The organism is Budvicia diplopodorum, assembly GCF_009800925.1.
GTDB lineage: Bacteria > Pseudomonadota > Gammaproteobacteria > Enterobacterales > Enterobacteriaceae > Budvicia > Budvicia diplopodorum.
Map to the genome: position 1 here is coordinate 13,169 of NZ_WOYF01000007.1, position 20,995 is coordinate 34,163.

Here is a 20,995-nt window from a genome sequence, read left to right on the forward strand (position 1 = left end):
GGTAGAAACCTAATGGATAACGTTTATCATACGTTAGCGTATGAAGATTAAACCATTATGTCGATGATTGCTCATCAGAAGGCACAAAGAATAGCATGGCTTTATAGTAAGGAAAACGATTGCGTAAGCGTAGGCTGCGAAATTTTTTATTCAATAGCTTAAAGCGGGAAAGTGGCCAGCTCGATACTATAGTTAGGTTTAATTCTTAGCACTGAGCCGCTGTCGTGCCACGATCCCAAGACGATACGCTGAGAAAGTCGGCCTTTAATGGTCATATCATGAATTGCCGGGTGATGCGTATGGCCGTGGATTATCTGAAAAACCTGATATTGCTTTAGCTTGCCGATCACCGCGAGAGGGCTAACGTCCATCATCACCGACGGTTTTGTCCGGTTGGTGGTCTGGCTTTTATTGCGCAGCCTGGTGGCTATTTTTTGACGGATACACAGCGGAAGCGTCAGATACAGCTTTTGAATAACCGCAGAGTGGATATATTTACGAAATCTCAAGTAACCGGGATCGTCGGTACACAGGGTATCACCGTGCAGAATCAGCGTTTTCTCGCCGTAGACATCAATAACCTGCTCTTCCGGCAGCAAAATCATTTTGCTCTGTTCTGCAAAGCAATGGCTAATTAGAAAGTCGCGATTGCCATGAATGAAGTAGCAAGGAACATGATGCTGATGAAGCTCCGCTAGGGCTTGAGCTACCTGAGCGTGGAGGGGATTAGGATCGTCATCGCCGATCCATGCTTCAAATAAATCGCCGAGGATATACAGTGCATCTGCATGCACCGCTTCGCGTTTCAGGAAATCAAGAAAACCGACGGTAATCGTCGGTTCTTGTTCACTGAGGTGAAGATCGGCGATAAATAACGTTGTCATTAGTGAAGTAGAGACTTCTTATTCACTGATAGTAACGTTATTGATAATCACGTCTTCTACCGGAACGTCTTGATGCATGCCGCTACGGCTGGTTTTGACGTTTTCGATAGCATCAACGATATCCATGCCTTCAACGACTTCAGCAAATACGCAGTATCCCCAACCGTCAGCATTTTCAGCGCGGAAGTTCAAAAAGTCGTTATTCGCAACGTTAATGAAGAACTGGGCGGTTGCCGAGTGAGGAGCAGAGGTACGGGCCATCGCTAAGGTACCACGGGTGTTTTTTAAGCCGTTATTCGCTTCGTTTTTGATGTTATCTTTGGTTGCTTTTTGATCCATGCCTGAAACAAAGCCACCGCCTTGGATCATAAATCCTTTGATAACGCGGTGAAAAATTGTGCCGTCATAAAAACCACTACGGCAGTAGTCTACGAAGTTAGCTACGGTTGCAGGTGCTTTATCGGCAAAAAGTTTGATAACAATATCGCCATGATTAGTATGAAGAGTGACCATTAAACATCCTAAAAGTGATTGATAAAAGAATAGAGGCTAATTGTATCGTAAGGAGCTTGATGCTGCATCCTTTGGTTTATGATATTTAACTCAAGGTTCTTGGGATTTTATTCTTAAACTTGGGGCTATTTGGGCTATTTGGGCTATTTGGGCTATTTGGGCTATTTGGGTTATTGGGCCACGGAGTGGCCGTTATCTGAGCTTTTTATATTTTATCTGGCGTGGAAGAATTATTTTATCCAAAGCCGAAGTTTTGGCTGAGCGTTGTGCTGCGGATCGTCGACTATTAACGTCTAACGTCATTGTTAGTCTATCGCCAGCGTAGAATTACAGTTTTATCTCTTTTATTGCCGAGATCAACTGCTGGGCTAATTGGTGTAATTGCTCTTGAGAATCAGGCAATAAACCCATGATGATCGCGGAACCGACTAATTGGGCGTCTTGGGTAAATATTGGGCAGGCGATAGCGCGATTTCCGGGAATACCCTTAGTTTCTGTCAGGCGCATGGAATAGCCCAATTGCCTGATAAGTTGCTGCTCACTTTGTTCTAGTAGATTGCTGTTTTTGTAGTTTTCTAAAAAAGTCAGAAATACCTTTCCGGCGGCGCTGGTGGTGTCCAGCGGGAGGGGAGTATGATCCCGATAGTCGATCTCTATATTTTTATTGCTGCGGTTATACCTTACCAGACTCAACAATTCCCCTTTTTGAACGGCCAACCCGGTCGAAATATTTAGCCTGTCCCTTAGCTGGCACAATACATTATTAATAGTGGTGATCGTGCCGTTTTGCCTGTCAGCGGCGACGCCTAGCGATGACAGTTTATGGCCAAGGGAATAAAGGTTGGTTTCGGGATCTTGGTAAATCATATTGCAGCGACACAAAGAGACTAAATACTTATGTAGCCGGCTTTTAGACAATCCAGACAGGCGGGCAATATCAATTGCTCTTGCCGGTGTTTCATGTTCAGCAATTGCTTCCAGTACGGAAACCGCAATCTCTACAGAATTTATGCCTTGAATGTCCGCCATTTAGAACAGCCTCTTAGTTGATGCAAATACGCCGAGACTCTATCACTAGTTTTTTTGGCTGACCAGATTATTACAAGACTAAATCATACAGGATTAATCAATCGATGAGCTCACCGGCTATTAAAGCCGAAAACGGGCATTTACAGATGAGTAGTCTTGATCTCGATCAGTACACTATATGTTAACCTTGGTTAATTTATAGTGTCTTTAAAGAGTTGGAAGTAAATTAAAGACGCAACAATATGAGCGATGTATAAACAATAAGATGTGGCGGGAAAACATCATGAAAAACATATCGGATATACGATTAAATCGCAGGACGTTATTGAAAGGCCTTGGTGTGGTAGGTTTGGCTGTAATATCTCCCTGCGCATTTTCGCTGGCTACGGGGGATAACAAGCCGCTGCCTCGCGTGCGCCTGAAACTAAGCGACTATCAGACTTTCCATTCCACCTGTGCCATGGAATGCCTGCACTGTAACCTTACGGCCTATGTTTATCAGGGTGAGCTGATGAAGATCGAGGCCAACCAAGATTTTAACGTCAAATGCTGCCTGCGCGGCATGAGCCGCACAAAGTGGGTTTATCACCAGCAACGGGTAAAAACGCCATTGCTACGCGTTGGTGAAAAAGGGGAAGGTAAGTTCAAACCAATCTCATGGGATGACGCGCTGAACCTAATTGAAAAAAACATTCGTGAGACGATTGAAAAGCACGGTAATAAAGGCATGTTGATCTCAACTCACGCCGGTAATATGGACTCGATTAAGAACGATATGGGTAAGGCGTTCTTTGACTATTTGGGTGGGTCTACCAAACAGGCTGGCTCTTTATGTTGTTCTGCCGTAACTGCCGCGATGATGCCTATGGTTGGTTTACGCTATGCGGACATGCGCGATACCCTCTCTCAGAGCCGCTATATCCTGTGCTGGGGCAATAACCCGGCGGTGACCATGCAGGCTTATTTTAAAGAGTATCTGGCGGCCCAGAAAAACGGGGCGAGGATTGTGGTAATCGACCCTCGGTTTAATGAAACCGCGGCTAAAGCCGATGAATGGATCCCAATTGTTCCGGGAACGGATACCGCACTGGCGCTGGGTATGATTAAAATTATCATGGATGAGCGTCTGTATGATGCCGACTTCCTTCGTGGCCACACCGGGGCTACGTATTTAGTCAGCCCGCAACAGCAGCAGCTAAGGGAAGATGCCTCGGATGCCAACAGCTATTTAGTTTACGACACTCTAAGCAAACGTACGGTACGCCACGACCTGCCGGATATTATTCCGGCTTTGACGATGGATGAATTACCACCAAATGCCGGTTATACCACGGTGTTCGAGCTTATTCGCGCGGAGTCTGCACAGTGGGATTTATCAAAAGTTGAAGCAGAAACGGACATTCCAACCGGAACTATATTACGTTTAGCTCGGGAATACGCCAGCAATAAACCATCAATGATCGTTCAGAATATGTCCGGCGCTCAGCGTACAGAGTTTGGTACCTATGTGGCTGCCAGCCAGTTCTATCTTGCGTTGTTGACCGGCAACATGGGCAATGCGGGCGGCGGTGTGTGCGATGCTGGCGGTGCTAAACAAATGATGAACTTCAATGCGCCGGTTCCGCCAGCGCCAAATGTGCAAAAAATCCCGCCGATTCCAGTTTCAAAAGTCGGTGACTGGATCGTTAACGACAGGCCACATCCGATTAACTTCTGGTGGATTATGACCATGGGAGTTCTGACCCAGTTGCCTAACACCAATATGGTGAAAAAAGCGCTGAAGAAGGTTCCTTTTGTGGTGGTGGCCGATAACCTGATGAGTTCGACCACGCTGTATGCCGATCTGGTACTACCGGTGACCACTATCTTTGAAGATCTCAGCCTGATGGCCGGTGTGCGCAGCCATTATGTTCAACTGATGGAGAAAGCGGTTGAGCCACAGGGTGAAGCTAAACCTGACTATTGGATATTTGCCCGATTAGCAGAGCGTTTTGGCTTTGGTGAGGTCTTTAATCAACCTATTGAGCATTACATTGATGCCTGTCTTAAAGGCACTGGAATTACCCGTGAACGGTTAAGCAAAGGGCCGATTAAGCCCGTTGAGTTCCCGTGGATCCCGTTTAAAGACGGTATTTTCCGTACGCCAACTAAAAAGGCCCACTTCTTTATTGAAGAGTGGCAGAAAAAGAACTTCGCGCCGATTGTCACCTATATGCAAGTGAATGAATCGCCTAAAGGTTCGCCTGAGCTAGCCAAAAAATATCCGTTAATGGCGGTTCAGCGCAAGCTGGCCCGAAGCATTCATTCCAGCCACGGAATGAACGAGTGGATTCTGGAAGTGCAGCGTAATCAGCCTAACGTGCTGATTCACCCAGAAGACGCGGCCAGCCGTCATATTAAAAACGGTGAGTGGGCCATTGCGTTTAACCATCGCGGTGAGCATCGGGCGATTGCCGTAGTAACCCGCCAGATTAAGAAAGGCGTGGTTTGTTTAGATAACGGCTGGTGGGAGCAACAGGGAGGCAGCAGCAGCCACGTAACTAACGACCTTGTGGAAGTTCTGGGTACTGGCCATTGCTGTAACAGTACGTTGGTTGACGTCAGGGCGGAGGGTTAATCATGGTCAGACAGTATGGTTTTTTAATGGATATGAGCGGCTGCTATGGCTGTAAAACCTGTTCAATGGCCTGTAAATCAGAGAACAGAACCGCTCCCGGCGTGCTGTGGCGCAGAGTCAGGGAGTTCAACTTTGACGATCCTAATGCTATAGCCTTTATCTCGATGTCCTGTAATCACTGTGACGATCCGCAGTGCATGAAGGTCTGCCCGGCGGGTACTTATACTAAGCGGCCTGACGGTATTGTGGTTCAGGACCATGAAAAATGTATTGGCTGCCGGATGTGTATTATGGCTTGCCCATATGATGCGCCAGTGTTTGATCCGGTAGAAGGTAAAACCAGCAAATGTAATATGTGTGCTGAGCGGCTAGATGAGGGATTAAAGCCACGGTGCGTTGAGTCATGCCCGGCAGGTGTACTACAGTTTGGTGACATTGATGAGTTACGTAAAAAGCATGGAGCCGATCTGTCACGTATCGAAACCCGCTACCGGCTTCCGGATTGTACAATCAGTCACCCGAACATCGTGATTATTCCCATTGGTGATAACGCATAAGGAGATAACACCATGTCTGAATATGAACTGCCTTTAGTATTTTTTACCGTGCTGTGTCAGTGGGCTACAGGTTCAATTGTTGCCATCACGCTACTGTGTTTTAGCCGCCCTGAGTGGCTAAGCGACAGCGTTTTATTCAACAAGCTAGGTAAAATGGCAATCGCGGTGCTGTTAGTAAATATCGTTGGCTCAGTGCTGTCGCTATTGCATTTAGGATCTCCGACCGGCGCTTACCGCGCCGTTTTGGGGATTGGCCACTCTTGGCTAAGCCGCGAAGTTGTCGCTTTCTTTTTGCTGAATGGCATTGTGGTGCTGTGGGCGGCGATAGTCTTTCGCTTCAACCGGAACCGGAGTTTGGTGAAAGCAATCAGCGTTGTGGCTTCTGTTGCTGGTCTGGCCGCTATTATGGTCTCTGCTCAGGTCTATTATCAGATGGCCAGCCACCCAATGTGGCATTCCATCATGACTCACTTGAACTTTATTGCTACCGCGCTGCTGCTTGGGTTTGTTAGCGTTAGCCTTATGGTGGCGGTTAATAATCGAGCCATTAATTCTATGGCTAACGTTCCCGGATCGTTGTTGACGGGCGTTATGATCGGCGTGCTGTTGGTGCTAGTGGTAATGCTTTGGTACGCCGCCGGATTGAACGGCAAAGGCCAGATGCTGCACAGTGCGATGGCAGTATTCGCGTCTGGGCTATTTGGCTGGTTAGTGATTGCTGGCCTGATTACCGGCACCGTAATTGCGACCTATCTGTATAAACAGCCGACACTATCGGCCACAGCGGCTAGTGTCGCCATGCTGCTGGTGTTGTCTGCAGCAGTATGCGGCCGGATGTTATTCTACCTCGGTGTAATGAGTCTGTATCCTTGGTTCTGACCTATGGCAGTGGCTATTTTTAGTTAACCAATACGGCTACTGTCTTTAGGCAGTAGCCGATTTACTTCTCCGATCCTATCAGTCGTATTCTCTCAGATGATTGAGCATTCACTGCGTCATAGAAGGAAAACAATTGGTCGTGCAAGATTAGGTTCAATGACCTCTCAGAACGATATACCACATGGAACATGGGGTTCCACTTGCAATGCCCTGCCAATCAGGTTTCAATACGTCTTCCTATTTTATCCAATCAACTATCAAACGGTCATAGGCTTGCGATGCTAAAGATTTTTAATACCCTGAGCAGACAAAAAGAGGAATTTAAACCCATTCATGCCGATAAAGTGGGCATGTATGTGTGCGGGGTAACCATTTATGACTTATGTCATATCGGACATGGTCGTACTTTTGTGGCCTTTGATGTTATTTCTCGTTACCTGCGTTTTTCAGGCTATAACCTTAAGTATGTGCGTAACGTGACCGACGTTGACGACAAAATCATTCGTCGGGCGACGGAAAATAACGAAAGCTGTGAATCCCTGACTGAGCGCATGTTGGCTGAGATGCACGCTGACTTTGATGCGTTGAATATTGCGCGCCCGGACTTAGAACCTAGAGCAACTCACCATATTGTCGAAATTATTGAGATCGTTGAACTGCTGATTAAGCGCGGTCATGCCTATATTGCCGATAACGGCGATGTGATGTTTTCGGTAGAAACCGATGCTGATTATGGCTTACTTTCTCGCCAAGATTTAGAACAGCTTCAGGCCGGTGCCCGGGTTGAGATTGCCGATGTGAAGCGCAATCCGATGGACTTTGTGCTGTGGAAAATGTCTAAGCCCGGCGAGCCTTCATGGGAGTCCCCATGGGGAGCAGGTCGTCCGGGTTGGCATATTGAATGTTCGGCTATGAACGGTAAACAGCTGGGCGAACATTTTGATATTCACGGCGGGGGTTCAGATCTGATGTTCCCACACCATGAGAACGAGATTGCTCAGTCGAGCTGTGCTCACGATGGGCCGTATGTTAACTACTGGATGCACTCCGGTATGGTGATGATCGATCGCGAAAAGATGTCTAAATCGCTAAACAATTTCTTCACTATTCGCGATGTGTTGAAGTATTACGATGCGGAAACCGTGCGCTATTTTCTGATGTCTGGCCACTATCGCAGTCAGTTAAACTATAGCGAAGAGAATCTGAAGCAGGCCCGAACCGCTCTGGAGCGTTTTTATACCGCGCTACGCGGTACTGATTATTGCATCGAGCCTAAGGGGAATTCTGAGTTTGAAGCCCGTTTCCGCGAGGCTATGGACGATGATTTTAATACGCCAGAAGCTTATTCCGTGCTGTTTGATATGGCCCGTGAAGTAAATCGGCTTAAGTCTGAAGATGTTGTTGCCGCTAGCCAGCTTGCCGCAGAACTGCGTCGTTTAGCCGGCGTGCTGGGGCTGCTTCAGCAATCGCCTGAATTATTCCTGCAGGGTTCAGCACAAAATGGCGATAGCGGTGATGAAGTTGCTGAAATAGAAGCGTTAATTAAGCAGCGTAACGATGCTCGTCAGGCTAAAGACTGGGCATTGGCCGACCACGCGCGTAATCAATTAACCGAAATGGGTATTGTGCTGGAAGATGGGGCCGGCGGAACCGTTTGGCGCAGAACGTAATAACGATCGGCTATTAGAGTTTATAAAAAAGGCGCGAAAGCGCCTTTTTTACATCAATAAAATAGAGTTTATAGCGTTAAGTTATAGGCCAATCCAACATATTCGGCGTTAATTCCTTCGTCCATTTACGCTATCTCTCCTATCCGTCTCTAATTGCGTGTTTTTTGATTTATTTCAAGCAGTAGCTATATTTATATCATTAGTTATTTTTGAGTTAACTGGGGTATAAAAGAATGTCTAGCTCACGTCATAATAATAATTTATATCATAATTTAGATTGTTCTAATTTTAGAATAACGGCACTGGCGTCAGCATTGGGCATGATTAGCTTTCTGGCATTTCCGGCGTTTGCGGATACAGAAATTCCTACTTCAACTTCTACCGTCACCCTTGCGACCTTAGCGCCGGGTGAGTCAGTATTTCATCTTCCATCAGCTTCTACCGTTAATGCGGCTTCCGGCGATGGTATCTATGGCGACGGTTCTCAACCCTGGCAGCTGGAAATTTCAGGCAGCGTTAGCGGCGTCGTAGGGATTAATCTGGAGGGGGATTCCTCTGTTTTGACCAATACCGGAGCAATTACCGGTACCGGCGGGAATGCCGTTACTCTGCGGGGCAACAACAGTACGTTAATTTTAAATACTGGGTCGTTACTTACTGGCAACGTAGCCAGCTTTGGCTCGGGTAATACGTTAACGCTGGAAGGTACTGGTACGACGAACAGCTCTTTTATTGCTAATGATTTACCGTCTGAGTTTAACCTGTTGAATATGAACGGTACCAACTGGACGTTAAATGGCGATGTTGATGTTAAAAATATCATGGTTAATTCAGGCAGCCTGACGCTCACTAGCAACATACAGACTAACGATGGTCATGTGACGATACAGTCCGGTGCAAGTATGCAAATAGGCGATGGCGGCACCACCGGAGAAATTGACGGTGCCGTGATTGATAATAGCGGCATATTGGCTTTTTACCGTTCGGACGCCCAGATATCGCTTGCTAGCACCTTAACCGGCAGCGGCGTGATTATCTTAAGAGGTACCGGGGTAACCGCGCAGTCATCCTATTCTCTTGCCGGTAGGAATAGTACTTTTGACGGAAACCTGATTATTGATAATGCTCGACTACAGGTAGCCAGTGAAGACCCCGGGCTGTTGGCCCATATCGTGGTGTTAAACGGCGGAAGTTTGTGGTTGGGTAGCTCAAGGGATTACTCCAGTTCGGTCATTTTGGAAGGTAATGGCTGGTCAGAAGGCATGGGTCAGCTAGGTGCTTTACGGCTCGATAGCAATGCTAACGTTTCAGGGCCGGTGACGTTAAGCGGTAATGCGCGTATTACCGCGGTTTTTGCTAGCTATATCGGAAGTATTAGCGGTGATATTGGCGATGGCGGTAATGGCTATCAGCTAGAAAAAACCGGTGATGGGGTTATCACGTTATCCGGTGCCAATACCTATAGCGGCGGAACGATGATAAATTCCGGTACCATTGCTATATCTGCGGATCAAAATCTGGGAGACGTTAGCGGAGCCGTTACTTTGAACGACGGAACGCTGTTACTTAATAATAGTTTTACGATTAATCATAATATTATATTCGGTAGTGCTGGCGGCACCCTATCCAATGCCGGAGCGAATACGTTAAGCGGAAACCTCAGCGGTGCAGGTATGCTGACTAAAAATGATGCCGGTAAGCTGTCTATGGTTTCAGCGGGTTCTACTGTCGGAAGCGTTCAGGTATCCGCTGGCGAACTGGCCTTGGGCCAGACGGGTGCACTGACGGTCACTAACGGATACCTTACGGCCAGTGGCGCAACAACCAGTTTATCGGGTTTATCTTCTTTAACGGTTGGCGGTGTATTCACTCAGTCGGCCAATTCAGCGCTGTCGCTCACCTTGGGAAGCGAAAATCCGCTAATTATATCGGGAAGCGCCAGCCTGAACGGTGCGCTTAACGTTATTGGTTTAGGCCCACAGGCTCCCAATACGGCAACCGGTTTGCTGGGCACTCAGTTTACGTTACTGCATACTTTAGCCGTGGGAGGGATCGGCGGCGATTTCGCCTCGGTGAATCTGGGCGGAGCAAATAGCCCGGTTGATTATGTACTGCTTTATGGTGGAAAAGACGCCAACGCTCAGGACTATAATATTGGTTTTGAATTAAGCTGGCTGGCAGGTAGTGATAAAGCAAACGGCGTCTTTACGCTGGCAAATGTCGGCGATATTTTCAATGTTGATATGGCCTTGGCCGATCGGACGGGCACATTTGCCAGCGGTTGGGATGGAAGAACGCTCACCAAGCAGGGTGATGGCACGCTGATACTGTCTGCGGTAAACGGTTATACCGGCGCCACGGTAATTAATGGCGGTACGCTCAAAACCGGGGCCACGAACGTTTTTTCAAGCGGAGCCTCGTTGGCCGGCGTTAGCATTGCCAGCGGAGCAACGCTGGATCTCAATGGCTTTGACCAGAGTATCAGTAATATCAGCGGCGACGGTCATATTGAGCTAGGCTCGGCGCAATTAACTATTAATAATTCTGTTGACGATAGCCTTGCTGCAATAATTAGCGGTAACGGCACGTTGAGAAAAACCGATACCGGCCTGCTAACGTTATCCGGCAGTAGCAGCTTTTCTGGCAATACCATTATTGATGACGGTTCGCTGTCCGTGGCTCGGAGCAAAGCGTTAGGAACTAGCCTTGTTACAAACAACGCACTGTTATCACTTGATATAGAGCCTCACGGCATTTTTTCTAATCAGCTGGCCGGAACGGGAATGCTGGTAAAAAATAACTCGGGCATTGCCGTTTTAACCGGTGAGAGCTCATCGGTTGGTAGCGTAGCGGTAAACAGCGGAATATTAACCTTTTCTCAACATGGCGATTTTGCGGTAACCGGCGATTATACCAATAACAGCGGTGCTGCGACCGTGATTAGAGGCGATGGCGTACTCAATATCGGCGGTAATCTCGATATGCAGGGTACCTTAGGAATTGTTTTAGGCAATTTGGATAGTACTACGCCAATCATTCAGGCCAATACCGCCAATTTGGGTGCCTCTTCCGTTTTCAACGTGCTCGGATTTCATGACGATGACTCGACGACCTCGCTACCTCCGGGCCAGAAAAACTTTACTATCATTCATACTACCGGGATAAACGATCTTACCGGTGATTTTTCTGCCCTTAACTTTGGCGGGGCAACATCGCCGGTTGACTATATTGTTCTGACTGGAAACGTTGACGTCAGGCGCCAAGAATATAATGCCGGGATCCTTTTAACCTGGTACGCCGATGGTTCAACAACTCCTGAGATTGCTAATGGGCTATTTACCCTAGCTGGCGTCAATGAAGAGTTTGATCTGGGCGTCAGGCTGATCGACCAGACGGCAAATAGCTTGACAGGTTGGGACGGTAAAACCTTAACCAAAGCCGGTGATGGAGCCTTAACCTTATCGAAAGTTAATCGCTATAGCGGCTCAACCCTGATTAATGGCGGAACCCTACGGATGGGCGTTGATGACGCTATTTCATCCAGCCAGAGCGTGGTTATTGCCGAGGGCGCTTTGCTGGATTTGGATAGCTTTAGCGTAAACGTTAACGCTTTGTCAGGCACCGGTTCCGTTAACCTTGGAACCGGGCAGTTAACGGTTCACAATGGGGTTGATGAGTCATCATTTTCAGGGCTGATATCCGGCGGCGGTGGGTTAGTCAAAGCGGATAGCGGTTTATGGACTCTAACCCGCGACAACCTCAATACTGGCGTAACCACGGTGGCTGATGGCTCTCTTCAGTTGGGTAACGGCGGCACTAGCGGAAGCGTAGCCGGTGATATTGTGGACAATGGCGTTCTGATATTTAACCGCAAAGATAACGTTCAATTCGACAATATTATCAGCGGTAGCGGGCAGCTGGTTAAGCTAGGGGCGGGAACGCTCACGCTGAATCAGAACAATAGCTACAGCGGTTTAACCGATATTCGCGAGGGTGGGCTGATTATCGGCGACGATAGTCACAGCCAAGCTCTGCTAGCCAGCGCTCTGGTGAAGGTTGCTTCAGGAACCATGTTGGGCGGCTACGGCGGTGTGAGCGGTGATGTGGATAATCAGGGAACGCTGGCCGTCGCGGATGCCGTTCCTGCGTTCAATAACAGCGCTGCCGGGAATTTTACCGTTGGCGGCAACCTGACTAACTCTGGTCTGATTGTTATGGCCAGCCCGGTGCCATCGAGTAATTTGGTGGTTCATGGTAACTATACGGGAAATAACGGTTTAATTACCTTAAGTACCCAGTTAGGCGACGACAGCTCGCCTACCGATAGGCTGGTGATTCAAGGCAACAGCAGCGGCTCCACCGTTATTAAAGTTAATAATGCCGGAGGCGCTGGTGGGCAAACGGTTAACGGTATTCAGGTAGTTTCCGTTGCCGGTCAGTCCGACGGTGAGTTCAGCTTGGCTAACCGTGTGGTTGCCGGTGCCTACGAATATTCACTGTATAAAAATGGTATTAATGCCAATGACGGTAACTGGTATTTGCGCAGCTTATCGAACAAACCGAATACGCCGGTTTATCGTCCTGAGGCCGGTAGCTACATTGCTAACGTTGCCGCTGCGGGATCGCTGTTTAATTTGCGCTTAACCGATCGAGACGGTAGGGCTGAAAACTCCAGCATGTGGCTTCGTCAGTCTGGCTCTCAGACCCGTTTTCGCGATGGCAGCGGCCAACTGAAAACCACCACCAATAGCTATGTCATTCAGGGCGGTGGTGAAATTTTCTCTACCCATTTCGGTGAACTTGATCGCTTAGGTACGGGCTTAATGCTGGGCTATGCCAATGCCGACAGCCGAACCCATTCGAACCAAACGCGTTACTCTTCTAAAGGATCGCTCGATGGCTATAGTGCGGGCGTTTATGCGACATGGTATCAGGATGCCAAAAGCCTCGACGGCGTTTATGTCGATAGCTGGGTTCAGTACAACTGGCTAAACGCCAGCGTTGACGGCGAGCAGCTAACCAGCAACGACTATGATATTAACGGCTACAGCGCATCGCTGGAGTCAGGCTATCGGATGCCAGTTTATCAGGGGGATAATGGCTTAGTGCTGATTACCCCGCAGGCTCAGGTTATCTGGAATAACATTAATGCCAATGATATGACTGAAGATAACGGTACCCGGGTGCAGACTAACGGCAGCGATAACCTGCAAACCCGATTAGGGCTTCGGGTTTCACGAGAAGGGGTGAGCGATGCGGATAAATCGCTGAACAAGCTATTTACCACCTATGTTGAAACTAACTGGATCTACAACAAAACGTTAGCCAGCGTGGCGCTAAACGGCACCGAGACCCAGCAGGCGGGCAGCCGAAACGTTGGTGAGCTTAAGGTCGGAATGGACGGGCGGCTTAACAGTCAGCTAAACCTATGGGGTAACGTTGCCCAGCAGGTAGGTGGCGATGGTTATAGCGATACCACCGCAATGATTGGGGTTAAATACCAGTTTTAACAATCGTGATAGTACGTGATAGTGCGTAATAGTACCGGCCAATAATAAAAACGCCCGATATAAAATATCGGGCGTTTGGCTAATATTTACCGAGATTACCTAACCGTTACATCGGGTCGTGGTAAAGCTCGCAGGCCTGTAAGGTATTCTGGATAAGCGTAGCTACCGTCATTGGGCCTACGCCGCCCGGTACCGGTGTAATCCAGCTAGCGCGTTCAGCCGCAGCCTCAAACTCCACGTCACCGACAACCTTACCGCTTTCTAATCGGTTGATGCCGACATCGATAACAATCGCTCCCGGCTTAATCCAGTCACCGTGAACAAATCCGGGGCGGCCTATAGCCGCAACCACTAAATCGGCACGCCTGACTTTGTCTTCCATACCTTGAGTAAAGCGGTGAGTTATGGTGGTGGTACATCCGGCCAGCAAGAGTTCTAACCCCATCGGGCGGCCAACGATATTCGATGCGCCAATAACTAATGCATCTAAACCGTAGGTATTAATCTCACAGCGTTCCAGCATGGTAATAATGCCTCGCGGGGTGCACGGGCGAAGTTTTGGCGTCCGCTGGCATAAGCGCCCGACGTTATACGGATGGAATCCATCGACGTCTTTTTCCGGCGAAATGCTTTCTAGCACTTTAATGTTATTCATACCCTGCGGCAGCGGTAGCTGTACCAGAATACCGTCAATAAGCGGATCGTTATTTAATGAGTCAATTAACTCAAGCAGTTCTTTCTCCGTTGCGGTCACGTCCAGATTAAACGAACGCGACAAAAAACCAACTTCTTCACAGGCGCGACGCTTACTGCTGACATAAATTTGTGATGCGGGATTTTCACCAACCAGAATAACGGCCAAGCCCGGAGCACGCTTGCCTGCCTGAAGGCGTTGCTGAACGCTGGCTGCAATTTCAGTTCTAAGCTGTTGGGCAATCGCTTTACCATCAATAATTTTTGCTGACATCAGAGAATAGATCCACTTTTTAACCAAGGGAGGCATATTCTGGCAGAAGCGAACGGTTCTGTCAGGGGAAAGTTACGATAAAGTCAGCTAACGGGGAATCGAGGAGAATAAACGTTGAGATAACAAAATATCGCGGGAATACCGATTTTATAAGGGATTAGTCGCGGTTAAAATATTTGAGAATACTCTGAAATGGTGCCCCCAGCAGGATTCGAACCTGCGACCTACGGCTTAGAAGGCCGTTGCTCTATCCAACTGAGCTATGAGAGCGTTGAGAAGTACTGATGGCCTGAAGGCACCTCAGTGGGGTCGAATTATACGGCTCTTCCGTGCTCAGTCAATGTCTTTTAGCCGATAATTGATGGTGAATTATCTTTTGACTTACTATCTGAACATAACTTAAGCGTTTGTTATTGCTTTTAATATTAATTGCAGGTTTTTGATTGTGTTTTTTGCCTTAAATAGGCGATATTGTTAATTGTTTATCCCTATCTTGGATATTGGATTAGTGAGGTTGACGGCCAGCCACGGATTATTAAATTGAGTTTTATAACGTTATATACATCGTTAATAAATCCAGCAATAAACGGCCGATTAACGTTTAAGGCATGACGGGCTGAAGGTTAAAGCCGGTAAAACATGCGGGTAATACTTCTCAAACTAGGAGTGATAGATGAAAATTATTTTTATAGCCCTTGTTTCCTTATCCATTTTCGGTTGCTCTGCAAATCAGCCCGAGACCGACAAAGGGAGCAACCGCCAAATAGGAATGGCGAACCCAGCGTCAGTATACTGTATAGAAAAAGGCGGTAAGCTGGCGAAAATGACCACAGGGCAAGGCGTAAGTTCTGATTGTATATTGCCCAGCGGTGAAAGAATTGACCAGTGGGAGCTATACCGCAGAGACCATAAATGATTATTGAGAGCATTCATCAATAGGCTGGCTATTGTAATTCCCCTTAAGAAACATTAATCTCCTTTGGCTAACAATAGAGGCGCGAATAGAGATCAGTAAGTCAAGGTGACGTGGCGGTAATGACGTTGACTGAAAGGCTTATTCGCCGAAATGCAAAAGTAATAAGCCAATTCTTTTGTGTTGGTTTTGGGCCTAACAGGTGCAGAACTGTCATGATTTATCCGTTGATAACGTTATCTTCCGTGATAAAGCATGTTGAGCTATTGCTGTCTAAACCTCCTCCATGGATTGGATTGATTGCAGTAGTTTTCCCTCAAGATAATATTCGGTTTAAATATATGGGGCGGCTTCTTGCAGGATATTTTCAATTCCATCAACAACTTTTTTTCTTTTATTTCGCCGATTTCTGATGCGATCTGGGATTTTCCAACCAAAATTGGTTGGTATGCCTCTATCCCGGTGCTTGGGCAGCTGTCGTTTCCGATACTGTTATTGGTCGGAATGGGGATATATTTCACCGTCCGGACCGGTTTTATTCAGCGAATCAGCTTTGGCCACACGGTTAAGATAATGCTGAGAAAACAGTCTTCCGCAACGGGTATTAGCGCGATGGGCTCCTTCATGCTAGGGCTGGCGATGCGCGCCGGTCCGGGTAATATCGTCGGTATTACGGGAGCAATCTCGGTCGGAGGACCAGGGGCACTATTTTGGATGTGGGTTGCTGCGTTTTTCGGTATGTCTACCGCCTTTATGGAGTCCGTGTTAGCTCAGCTATTTAAAGAGAAAAACGGTAATGACTATGTTGGCGGGCTGCCGTTTTACGGTCGCCGGATTCTAGGTAATAAGCGCTTTATCGGGCTGATCTTATCCTGTGTTTACATCACATATGCGTTGCTCAACGTACCTTCTCAAACTTTTAACGTGTTTTCGTCCGTTGGGACTATTTCGGAAACGGTGGCCGGCCACGCTTATCCTCGTCAGTCTCCGCTCTACTACACGATTGCCGTTGTACTGATTTTTGCCTGTGCCTTCATCATTTTTGGCGGCATTCGCCGGGTTGTTGCCTATTCCAACGTACTGGTGCCGGTGAAGGCCGTTCTGTTCTGTGGTATATCAATACTAATTATTTTGGTTAATTTCCCGCTGATTCCCTACTTTTTTAAAGAAGTGGTCGTTGGGGCATTCTCTCCTCACGCTATTTTCGGCGGCGGTATCGGTGTTGCTCTGGCTCAGGGCGTTAAACGAGGGTTAATGTCCAATGAGGCCGGGCAGGGCACCATTACTATGGCGGCGGCAGTAGCGAACAATAAACACCCGTGCGAACAAGGGCTAGTTCAAAGCTTGGGCGTGTTCTTCGATACCATGGTGATTTGTACGTTAACCGGTTTTATTGTGGTGATGGCTCATGTCTGGACCGGCGCGACAACCGGCGTTGAATGGGAATCGCTGAAAGCGTCAAAAATTACGCTGTATTTGTCATCAGTTCAGTCTCTGGTACCCGCTATGATTGCCGATGCTGTAAAAATTATTATGGCGCTTTGCTACGGTCTATTTGCCTTTACGACCCTATTGGGTATGCTCTCCTTTGCTGAAATATCCGCCAACTTTATCTCCCGCAGTTCCCGTTTCATCTTATTTATTCGCAGTATTGGTGCATTGTTCTTTGTCCCTTTCGGGGCATTGACGATACTCGCCGGGCTAGAATTAAGTAATCTGTGGTATATCACCGATCTGGCCAATATTATTATGGTGTATATCAATATCCCACTGCTTATTCTGGGCGCTCCGTTGGTCTATAAAGCGTTAGCGCACTATCGACGCACTAATGGCGGTGAGTTTGTTTCTACTGATGAAGGGTTTGAAACCCCTTACTGGGTGAAGGGTAACGCTGAAAGAGTAAACTGAGAGATATAAAAAAGCCCCAGAAACTGGGGCTAGAATAAATCTGTTTCGGCGATAGGTGCCTTATTCATTGCTGGATAATAGAGCAACGCTGAGGAATGATTAGAGCATACCCATTTGGGATGCCGGTATAGGTCAGGCTAATTAAAAACCGATCCCTGTTCCTATACCAATACTCCCGCCAGAATTACCACCAGAACCGCTAATTCCCGTGGAAGTGCATGCAGACAGCAGAAGCAGCAAAATGACAGGTATTAACTTTTTCATTTAATGTCCTTATCGATGATGTATGTGGCACAAGATTATCATTAAGTTTCGAGCAAGTTAATCTCTGAGATTAACAATTCCAGAGCTCGAAAACACCCGAAAGCCTATGCTATATATTCTATGTTAAAGAGTGAACCCTGATAGGATTTGAATCCGTTTGAGCTGGCTCTTTTATTCATTGACCTACTTAATAATCATACATTTTCTGGCTTGAGGGCTGAAAATTATTTTTGCTGCGTTTGATTTGAAGCCGGAATTTCTGCTTGGCCGGAAAAGTACGGTTTTACTTTATCAAAACCCCAAAATAATATGGCGATAACGATAGCTGCAATAGTCATTTTCGAAAGCTTCATAGAATATTTCTCTTATTAAACAATTTATTATCTATCACTGTTTGGATCTTGCTTCGAGGTTAGCGGATCCGAAGCGTAATGTAGAAATTGGCGGATAGCATACCGAAAACAGCCCTGATTTACATTTCTTAATTATATAGATGCTTGATAGGGGGATCATTGGCAATTAGGCCTAGTGTAGGTAATAATGCATGGGGTTTCGTTCCAAGAGTTGGAAAGTAACCTTTGTCATTAATCTTATAGGAAAGCATCAATAAACTGCTTTCCTGTATTAGCACTGGGAGTAGCGATTGGCCGGGTTACCTCTATTGTTGTTTGTTATCTTCCCTGCGGCTATTGCTTTGCTGGTCCGTTTTATATCCAAGATTATCGATAAACCGATTGCCTTCCTGCCGGTATTTCTTACTGCATCATTTGTTAGTATCTGCGCTTCATTGATCTATATTGCTATTGCAATATTCCGTAACTTTTGAATTTTCTTTGATTTCCCAGCGGATAGAAAAAATATCAACATATTGACCTTGGGCATTTAACGTTATCGATTGAGTAATAAATAAAATTGAAAAGGTTGTAACGCCATTCTGTAATTAGAACGGATTTATTAATTAAGCCGGAGGTTGAGTGGCGAAAACGCTGACTAGCGCAAGTACGACGACGCCGGTGATTATTTCCAGTACCGTACAGAGCGTGAATCGTTGAAGGATATGGTTTGCGTCAGGTTTAATCTGGGGAACTAAAACATATCGGTTGTAGAGTGCAATTGCGACCATTGCCATGACCAGCGCAACTTTGATGCTTAATAATTGCTGGTAGGGCGATGACCAGTGAATTGGCCAGGTTCCCAAAGCCATTGCGGTGTTAATCATGCCGGTGGCAATCACCAGCAATACCGCAATATGGCCGAAGGCTGAGAATCTGGTCATTGCTCTGATGGCATCACTACGGTGTTTCGGATCGGACAAATAACCGAAGCAGACTAACAACGGAATTAAGGTACCGATCCAGTATCCACCGCTGAGTAAATGGATTGCATGATTAAGACGATGTAGAGCGCCCAAAAGCCCCGTATTGATCGTGACGTGTCCGACAAAACCCAGATTGATCAATAACGCCGTTGACAGCCAGACAATAGCGTTAAAACGACATTGCGGGCGAAGGAAAAGGCAACATCCAGCGGCAATCGCAAACGTTAATTGCCATTGCCAGACCGCGCCAAAGGTGGTGCTCAGGACCGCATATAAAATAGCGGGATTAATGGTATCGGGCCAGCCGCTGCCCATCAAACCACTTTGAGCCGCGAATATCGCAATAGCCGTTAGCAAATTTACGCTAATAGTGCCGCTTAGAACCCGGTTTAAGCGGGCATGCAGAGTCGATTTCAAAGCTATTGGCGTTAGTAACACCACAAAGATGCTGATGCCAAACATCAACATCACCGAGCTAAAATGTAATAGTCGGCCCAAAATCAACAGGGCTGTCAGGCTCATTAATTAAGGTTTAATCGTAAAGCTGTAGCTACCTTTGGTTTTATGCCCGTCAATAGAGACGACGCTCCAGCCGACATGATATTTTCCGGCAGTTAGCTTGGTGGTTATTGGCGCTATAAGGTGGGTATTATCTTTGCTATCCAGATTGAGATCGCCAGTATTAACCGGCGTATTATCTTCTGCCAACAGGTTAATCTTGCTGAATTTAAGTTCTATACCTTCAGAGAATTTTAACGAAATTTGAGTCGGTGATATGGCAACCGTTGCTTCGGCTGCCGGGGATTGTCGCTCCAGATGGGCGTGGGCCATTACCGATAAAGATGAAAATCCGAAAATCATGACCAAAAGAAAGACAAAGGTACGATACGTTTTATGTAACTGTTGAACCGTCATTTTATAACCTTAAGGCGCAATGCTGGGGAAATAAAAATACTAACATTTTCGCTAAATGCTGTATATGACTGATAATTGTTCTCATTAGTCTCAGGTGGATTTTGAAACTATACCCTTATTGTTTTGCACCGTTAAGTAAACCAAATTAGAGCTATTTGACAGTGCTGGTTGAATCATTGTTTTATGAAGTCGGTTGCACTTTATCGTTAATATTTTGAAAATATTATTGAAATTTTATGCGTTGGCAGATATTAAGTATTGAGAGTGTTATCGATACAAATGAAGGTATACACTTCAATCTCACAGGGAATTGGTTTAAAGGGAAAATTAAGATGAGAAAAAATTTATTAACGTTGGTTTTAGTTATCGGAATGTCGCTAAGCGTCGGGCTGTCTGCCAGCGTTGCCGAGAGTTCTCAGGTCTGTGCTGAAAAATACACCGACATATCTGGCAACCGATCGGTGTCATTAACTGATTGTGAAGGTAATAACTATACGATTCGATCGGGCTCGGTTCGTTCTGGTTCTGACCGATACCATCGGGGAAACAGAGGCCAGATTAGTCAGGATGGTGCCAGCTATGCCCGTGAAAAGTGGTGTGATGACAGCGGATGCTATAGGATTAATAACCAACAGGATATGTGCGTGTTAGAAGTTACCGGCGAATTGGTCAGCTGTTACTGATATTTTTGTTTATCCTACTGTTGTCAAGTTTATGTTGGTAGAGGTTAACGAAAATATGATAGCTGCAAAAATTTTACTGTTATTGATAATTACTTCGGTTCTTACCGCCTGTGGGAGCTTTGCCAGCCGTTTTGAAGGCGGAAACAGTGAGGTGTATTATTCCGGAGTTAAATATTCTATGCAAAAAGGGCAGGAGGGATATGGCTTTTATTACTTCGATGTGCCATTTTCCTTTGTGTTTGATACCGTAATGCTACCTGTTGATGCCATCCGGATCGGGACTAACAATATATAGTACTGATAATTGAATAGGTACCTTCTCTATATGGGGTGGTTGCTTTACATTGGATTATTAACCTGAAAAACCC

The 20,995-nt window shown here is 46.6% G+C and carries 17 protein-coding genes, 1 tRNA gene and 1 riboswitch; of the genes, 10 read left to right on the forward strand and 8 right to left on the reverse strand.

The window, feature by feature from the left end; all coding sequences use genetic code 11:
* Window positions 1-158 precede the first annotated feature (158 nt).
* The 3 genes from lpxH to GVI43_RS08660 all read right to left on the reverse strand — a co-directional run bounded on the left by lpxH (window position 159) and on the right by GVI43_RS08660 (window position 2,426).
* Entirely contained in the window at window positions 159-884 is a 726-nt protein-coding gene (gene lpxH / locus GVI43_RS08650; protein WP_159566472.1) for a UDP-2,3-diacylglucosamine diphosphatase, read from the reverse strand.
* Window positions 885-902: 18 nt separating this feature from the next.
* On the reverse strand, window positions 903-1,397 hold the full coding sequence (gene ppiB / locus GVI43_RS08655; protein WP_159566473.1) for a peptidylprolyl isomerase B: 495 nt from the start codon (window positions 1,395-1,397) through the stop codon (window positions 903-905).
* Between the two features lie 327 nt (window positions 1,398-1,724).
* On the reverse strand, window positions 1,725-2,426 hold the full coding sequence (locus tag GVI43_RS08660; RefSeq protein WP_159566474.1) for an IclR family transcriptional regulator: 702 nt from the start codon (window positions 2,424-2,426) through the stop codon (window positions 1,725-1,727).
* A gap of 283 nt (window positions 2,427-2,709) precedes the next feature.
* Between GVI43_RS08660 and GVI43_RS08665 the strand changes: the two genes are divergently transcribed.
* The 5 genes from GVI43_RS08665 to GVI43_RS08685 all read left to right on the forward strand — a co-directional run bounded on the left by GVI43_RS08665 (window position 2,710) and on the right by GVI43_RS08685 (window position 13,659).
* Window positions 2,710-5,043: a molybdopterin-containing oxidoreductase family protein gene (locus tag GVI43_RS08665; protein WP_159566475.1), complete on the forward strand. Its 2,334-nt coding sequence runs from the start codon at window positions 2,710-2,712 to the stop codon at window positions 5,041-5,043.
* A 2-nt stretch (window positions 5,044-5,045) separates the two neighbouring features.
* On the forward strand, window positions 5,046-5,600 hold the full coding sequence (locus tag GVI43_RS08670; RefSeq protein ID WP_159566476.1) for a 4Fe-4S dicluster domain-containing protein: 555 nt from the start codon (window positions 5,046-5,048) through the stop codon (window positions 5,598-5,600).
* 12 nt (window positions 5,601-5,612) lie between these two features.
* The gene (locus GVI43_RS08675) at window positions 5,613-6,479 is read left to right on the forward strand and encodes a dimethyl sulfoxide reductase anchor subunit family protein (RefSeq protein ID WP_159566477.1); all 867 of its coding nucleotides are present in this window, start codon (window positions 5,613-5,615) and stop codon (window positions 6,477-6,479) included.
* A 278-nt stretch (window positions 6,480-6,757) separates the two neighbouring features.
* Entirely contained in the window at window positions 6,758-8,149 is a 1,392-nt protein-coding gene (gene cysS / locus GVI43_RS08680) for a cysteine--tRNA ligase (RefSeq protein WP_159566478.1), read from the forward strand.
* A 320-nt stretch (window positions 8,150-8,469) separates the two neighbouring features.
* Window positions 8,470-13,659 carry an autotransporter outer membrane beta-barrel domain-containing protein gene (locus tag GVI43_RS08685; protein WP_159566479.1) on the forward strand — a complete coding sequence of 1,730 codons (5,190 nt, stop codon included), beginning with the start codon at window positions 8,470-8,472 and terminating at the stop codon, window positions 13,657-13,659.
* 106 nt (window positions 13,660-13,765) lie between these two features.
* On the opposite strand, the gene folD is transcribed toward GVI43_RS08685, so the two are convergent.
* Both folD and GVI43_RS08695 read right to left on the reverse strand, forming a co-directional pair.
* Window positions 13,766-14,626, reverse strand: a complete 861-nt coding sequence (gene folD, locus GVI43_RS08690) for a bifunctional methylenetetrahydrofolate dehydrogenase/methenyltetrahydrofolate cyclohydrolase FolD (RefSeq protein ID WP_159566480.1) — start codon at window positions 14,624-14,626, stop codon at window positions 13,766-13,768.
* Between the two features lie 193 nt (window positions 14,627-14,819).
* Window positions 14,820-14,896 (reverse strand) — tRNA-Arg (locus GVI43_RS08695).
* A gap of 403 nt (window positions 14,897-15,299) precedes the next feature.
* Between GVI43_RS08695 and GVI43_RS08700 the strand changes: the two genes are divergently transcribed.
* Both GVI43_RS08700 and GVI43_RS08705 read left to right on the forward strand, forming a co-directional pair.
* The gene (locus tag GVI43_RS08700; RefSeq protein ID WP_159566481.1) at window positions 15,300-15,542 is read left to right on the forward strand and encodes a putative hemolysin; all 243 of its coding nucleotides are present in this window, start codon (window positions 15,300-15,302) and stop codon (window positions 15,540-15,542) included.
* Window positions 15,543-15,608: 66 nt separating this feature from the next.
* Window positions 15,609-15,813, forward strand: a riboswitch (Lysine riboswitch).
* 80 nt (window positions 15,814-15,893) lie between these two features.
* Entirely contained in the window at window positions 15,894-17,447 is a 1,554-nt protein-coding gene (locus tag GVI43_RS08705; RefSeq protein ID WP_159566482.1) for an alanine/glycine:cation symporter family protein, read from the forward strand.
* Between the two features lie 488 nt (window positions 17,448-17,935).
* On the opposite strand, the gene GVI43_RS15950 is transcribed toward GVI43_RS08705, so the two are convergent.
* Entirely contained in the window at window positions 17,936-18,064 is a 129-nt protein-coding gene (locus GVI43_RS15950; protein WP_281351003.1) for a hypothetical protein, read from the reverse strand.
* Between the two features lie 290 nt (window positions 18,065-18,354).
* Between GVI43_RS15950 and GVI43_RS08710 the strand changes: the two genes are divergently transcribed.
* On the forward strand, window positions 18,355-18,537 hold the full coding sequence (locus GVI43_RS08710; protein WP_159566483.1) for a hypothetical protein: 183 nt from the start codon (window positions 18,355-18,357) through the stop codon (window positions 18,535-18,537).
* Window positions 18,538-18,669: 132 nt separating this feature from the next.
* Here GVI43_RS08710 and copD read toward each other — a convergent pair whose 3' ends face one another.
* Together copD and copC are read right to left on the reverse strand one after the other, a co-directional pair.
* A complete protein-coding gene (copD, locus tag GVI43_RS08715; RefSeq protein WP_159566484.1) occupies window positions 18,670-19,551 on the reverse strand; it encodes a copper homeostasis membrane protein CopD in 882 nt (293 codons plus the stop codon).
* A gap of 3 nt (window positions 19,552-19,554) precedes the next feature.
* A complete protein-coding gene (gene copC, locus GVI43_RS08720) occupies window positions 19,555-19,944 on the reverse strand; it encodes a copper homeostasis periplasmic binding protein CopC (protein ID WP_159566485.1) in 390 nt (129 codons plus the stop codon).
* Between the two features lie 332 nt (window positions 19,945-20,276).
* Here copC and GVI43_RS08725 point away from each other — a divergent pair, with 332 nt between their 5' ends.
* Together GVI43_RS08725 and GVI43_RS08730 are read left to right on the forward strand one after the other, a co-directional pair.
* Window positions 20,277-20,627 (forward strand): hypothetical protein, encoded by a 351-nt coding sequence (locus GVI43_RS08725; RefSeq protein WP_159566486.1) that lies wholly within the window; start codon window positions 20,277-20,279, stop codon window positions 20,625-20,627.
* Between the two features lie 55 nt (window positions 20,628-20,682).
* A complete protein-coding gene (locus GVI43_RS08730; protein ID WP_159566487.1) occupies window positions 20,683-20,922 on the forward strand; it encodes a YceK/YidQ family lipoprotein in 240 nt (79 codons plus the stop codon).
* Window positions 20,923-20,995 lie beyond the last annotated feature (73 nt).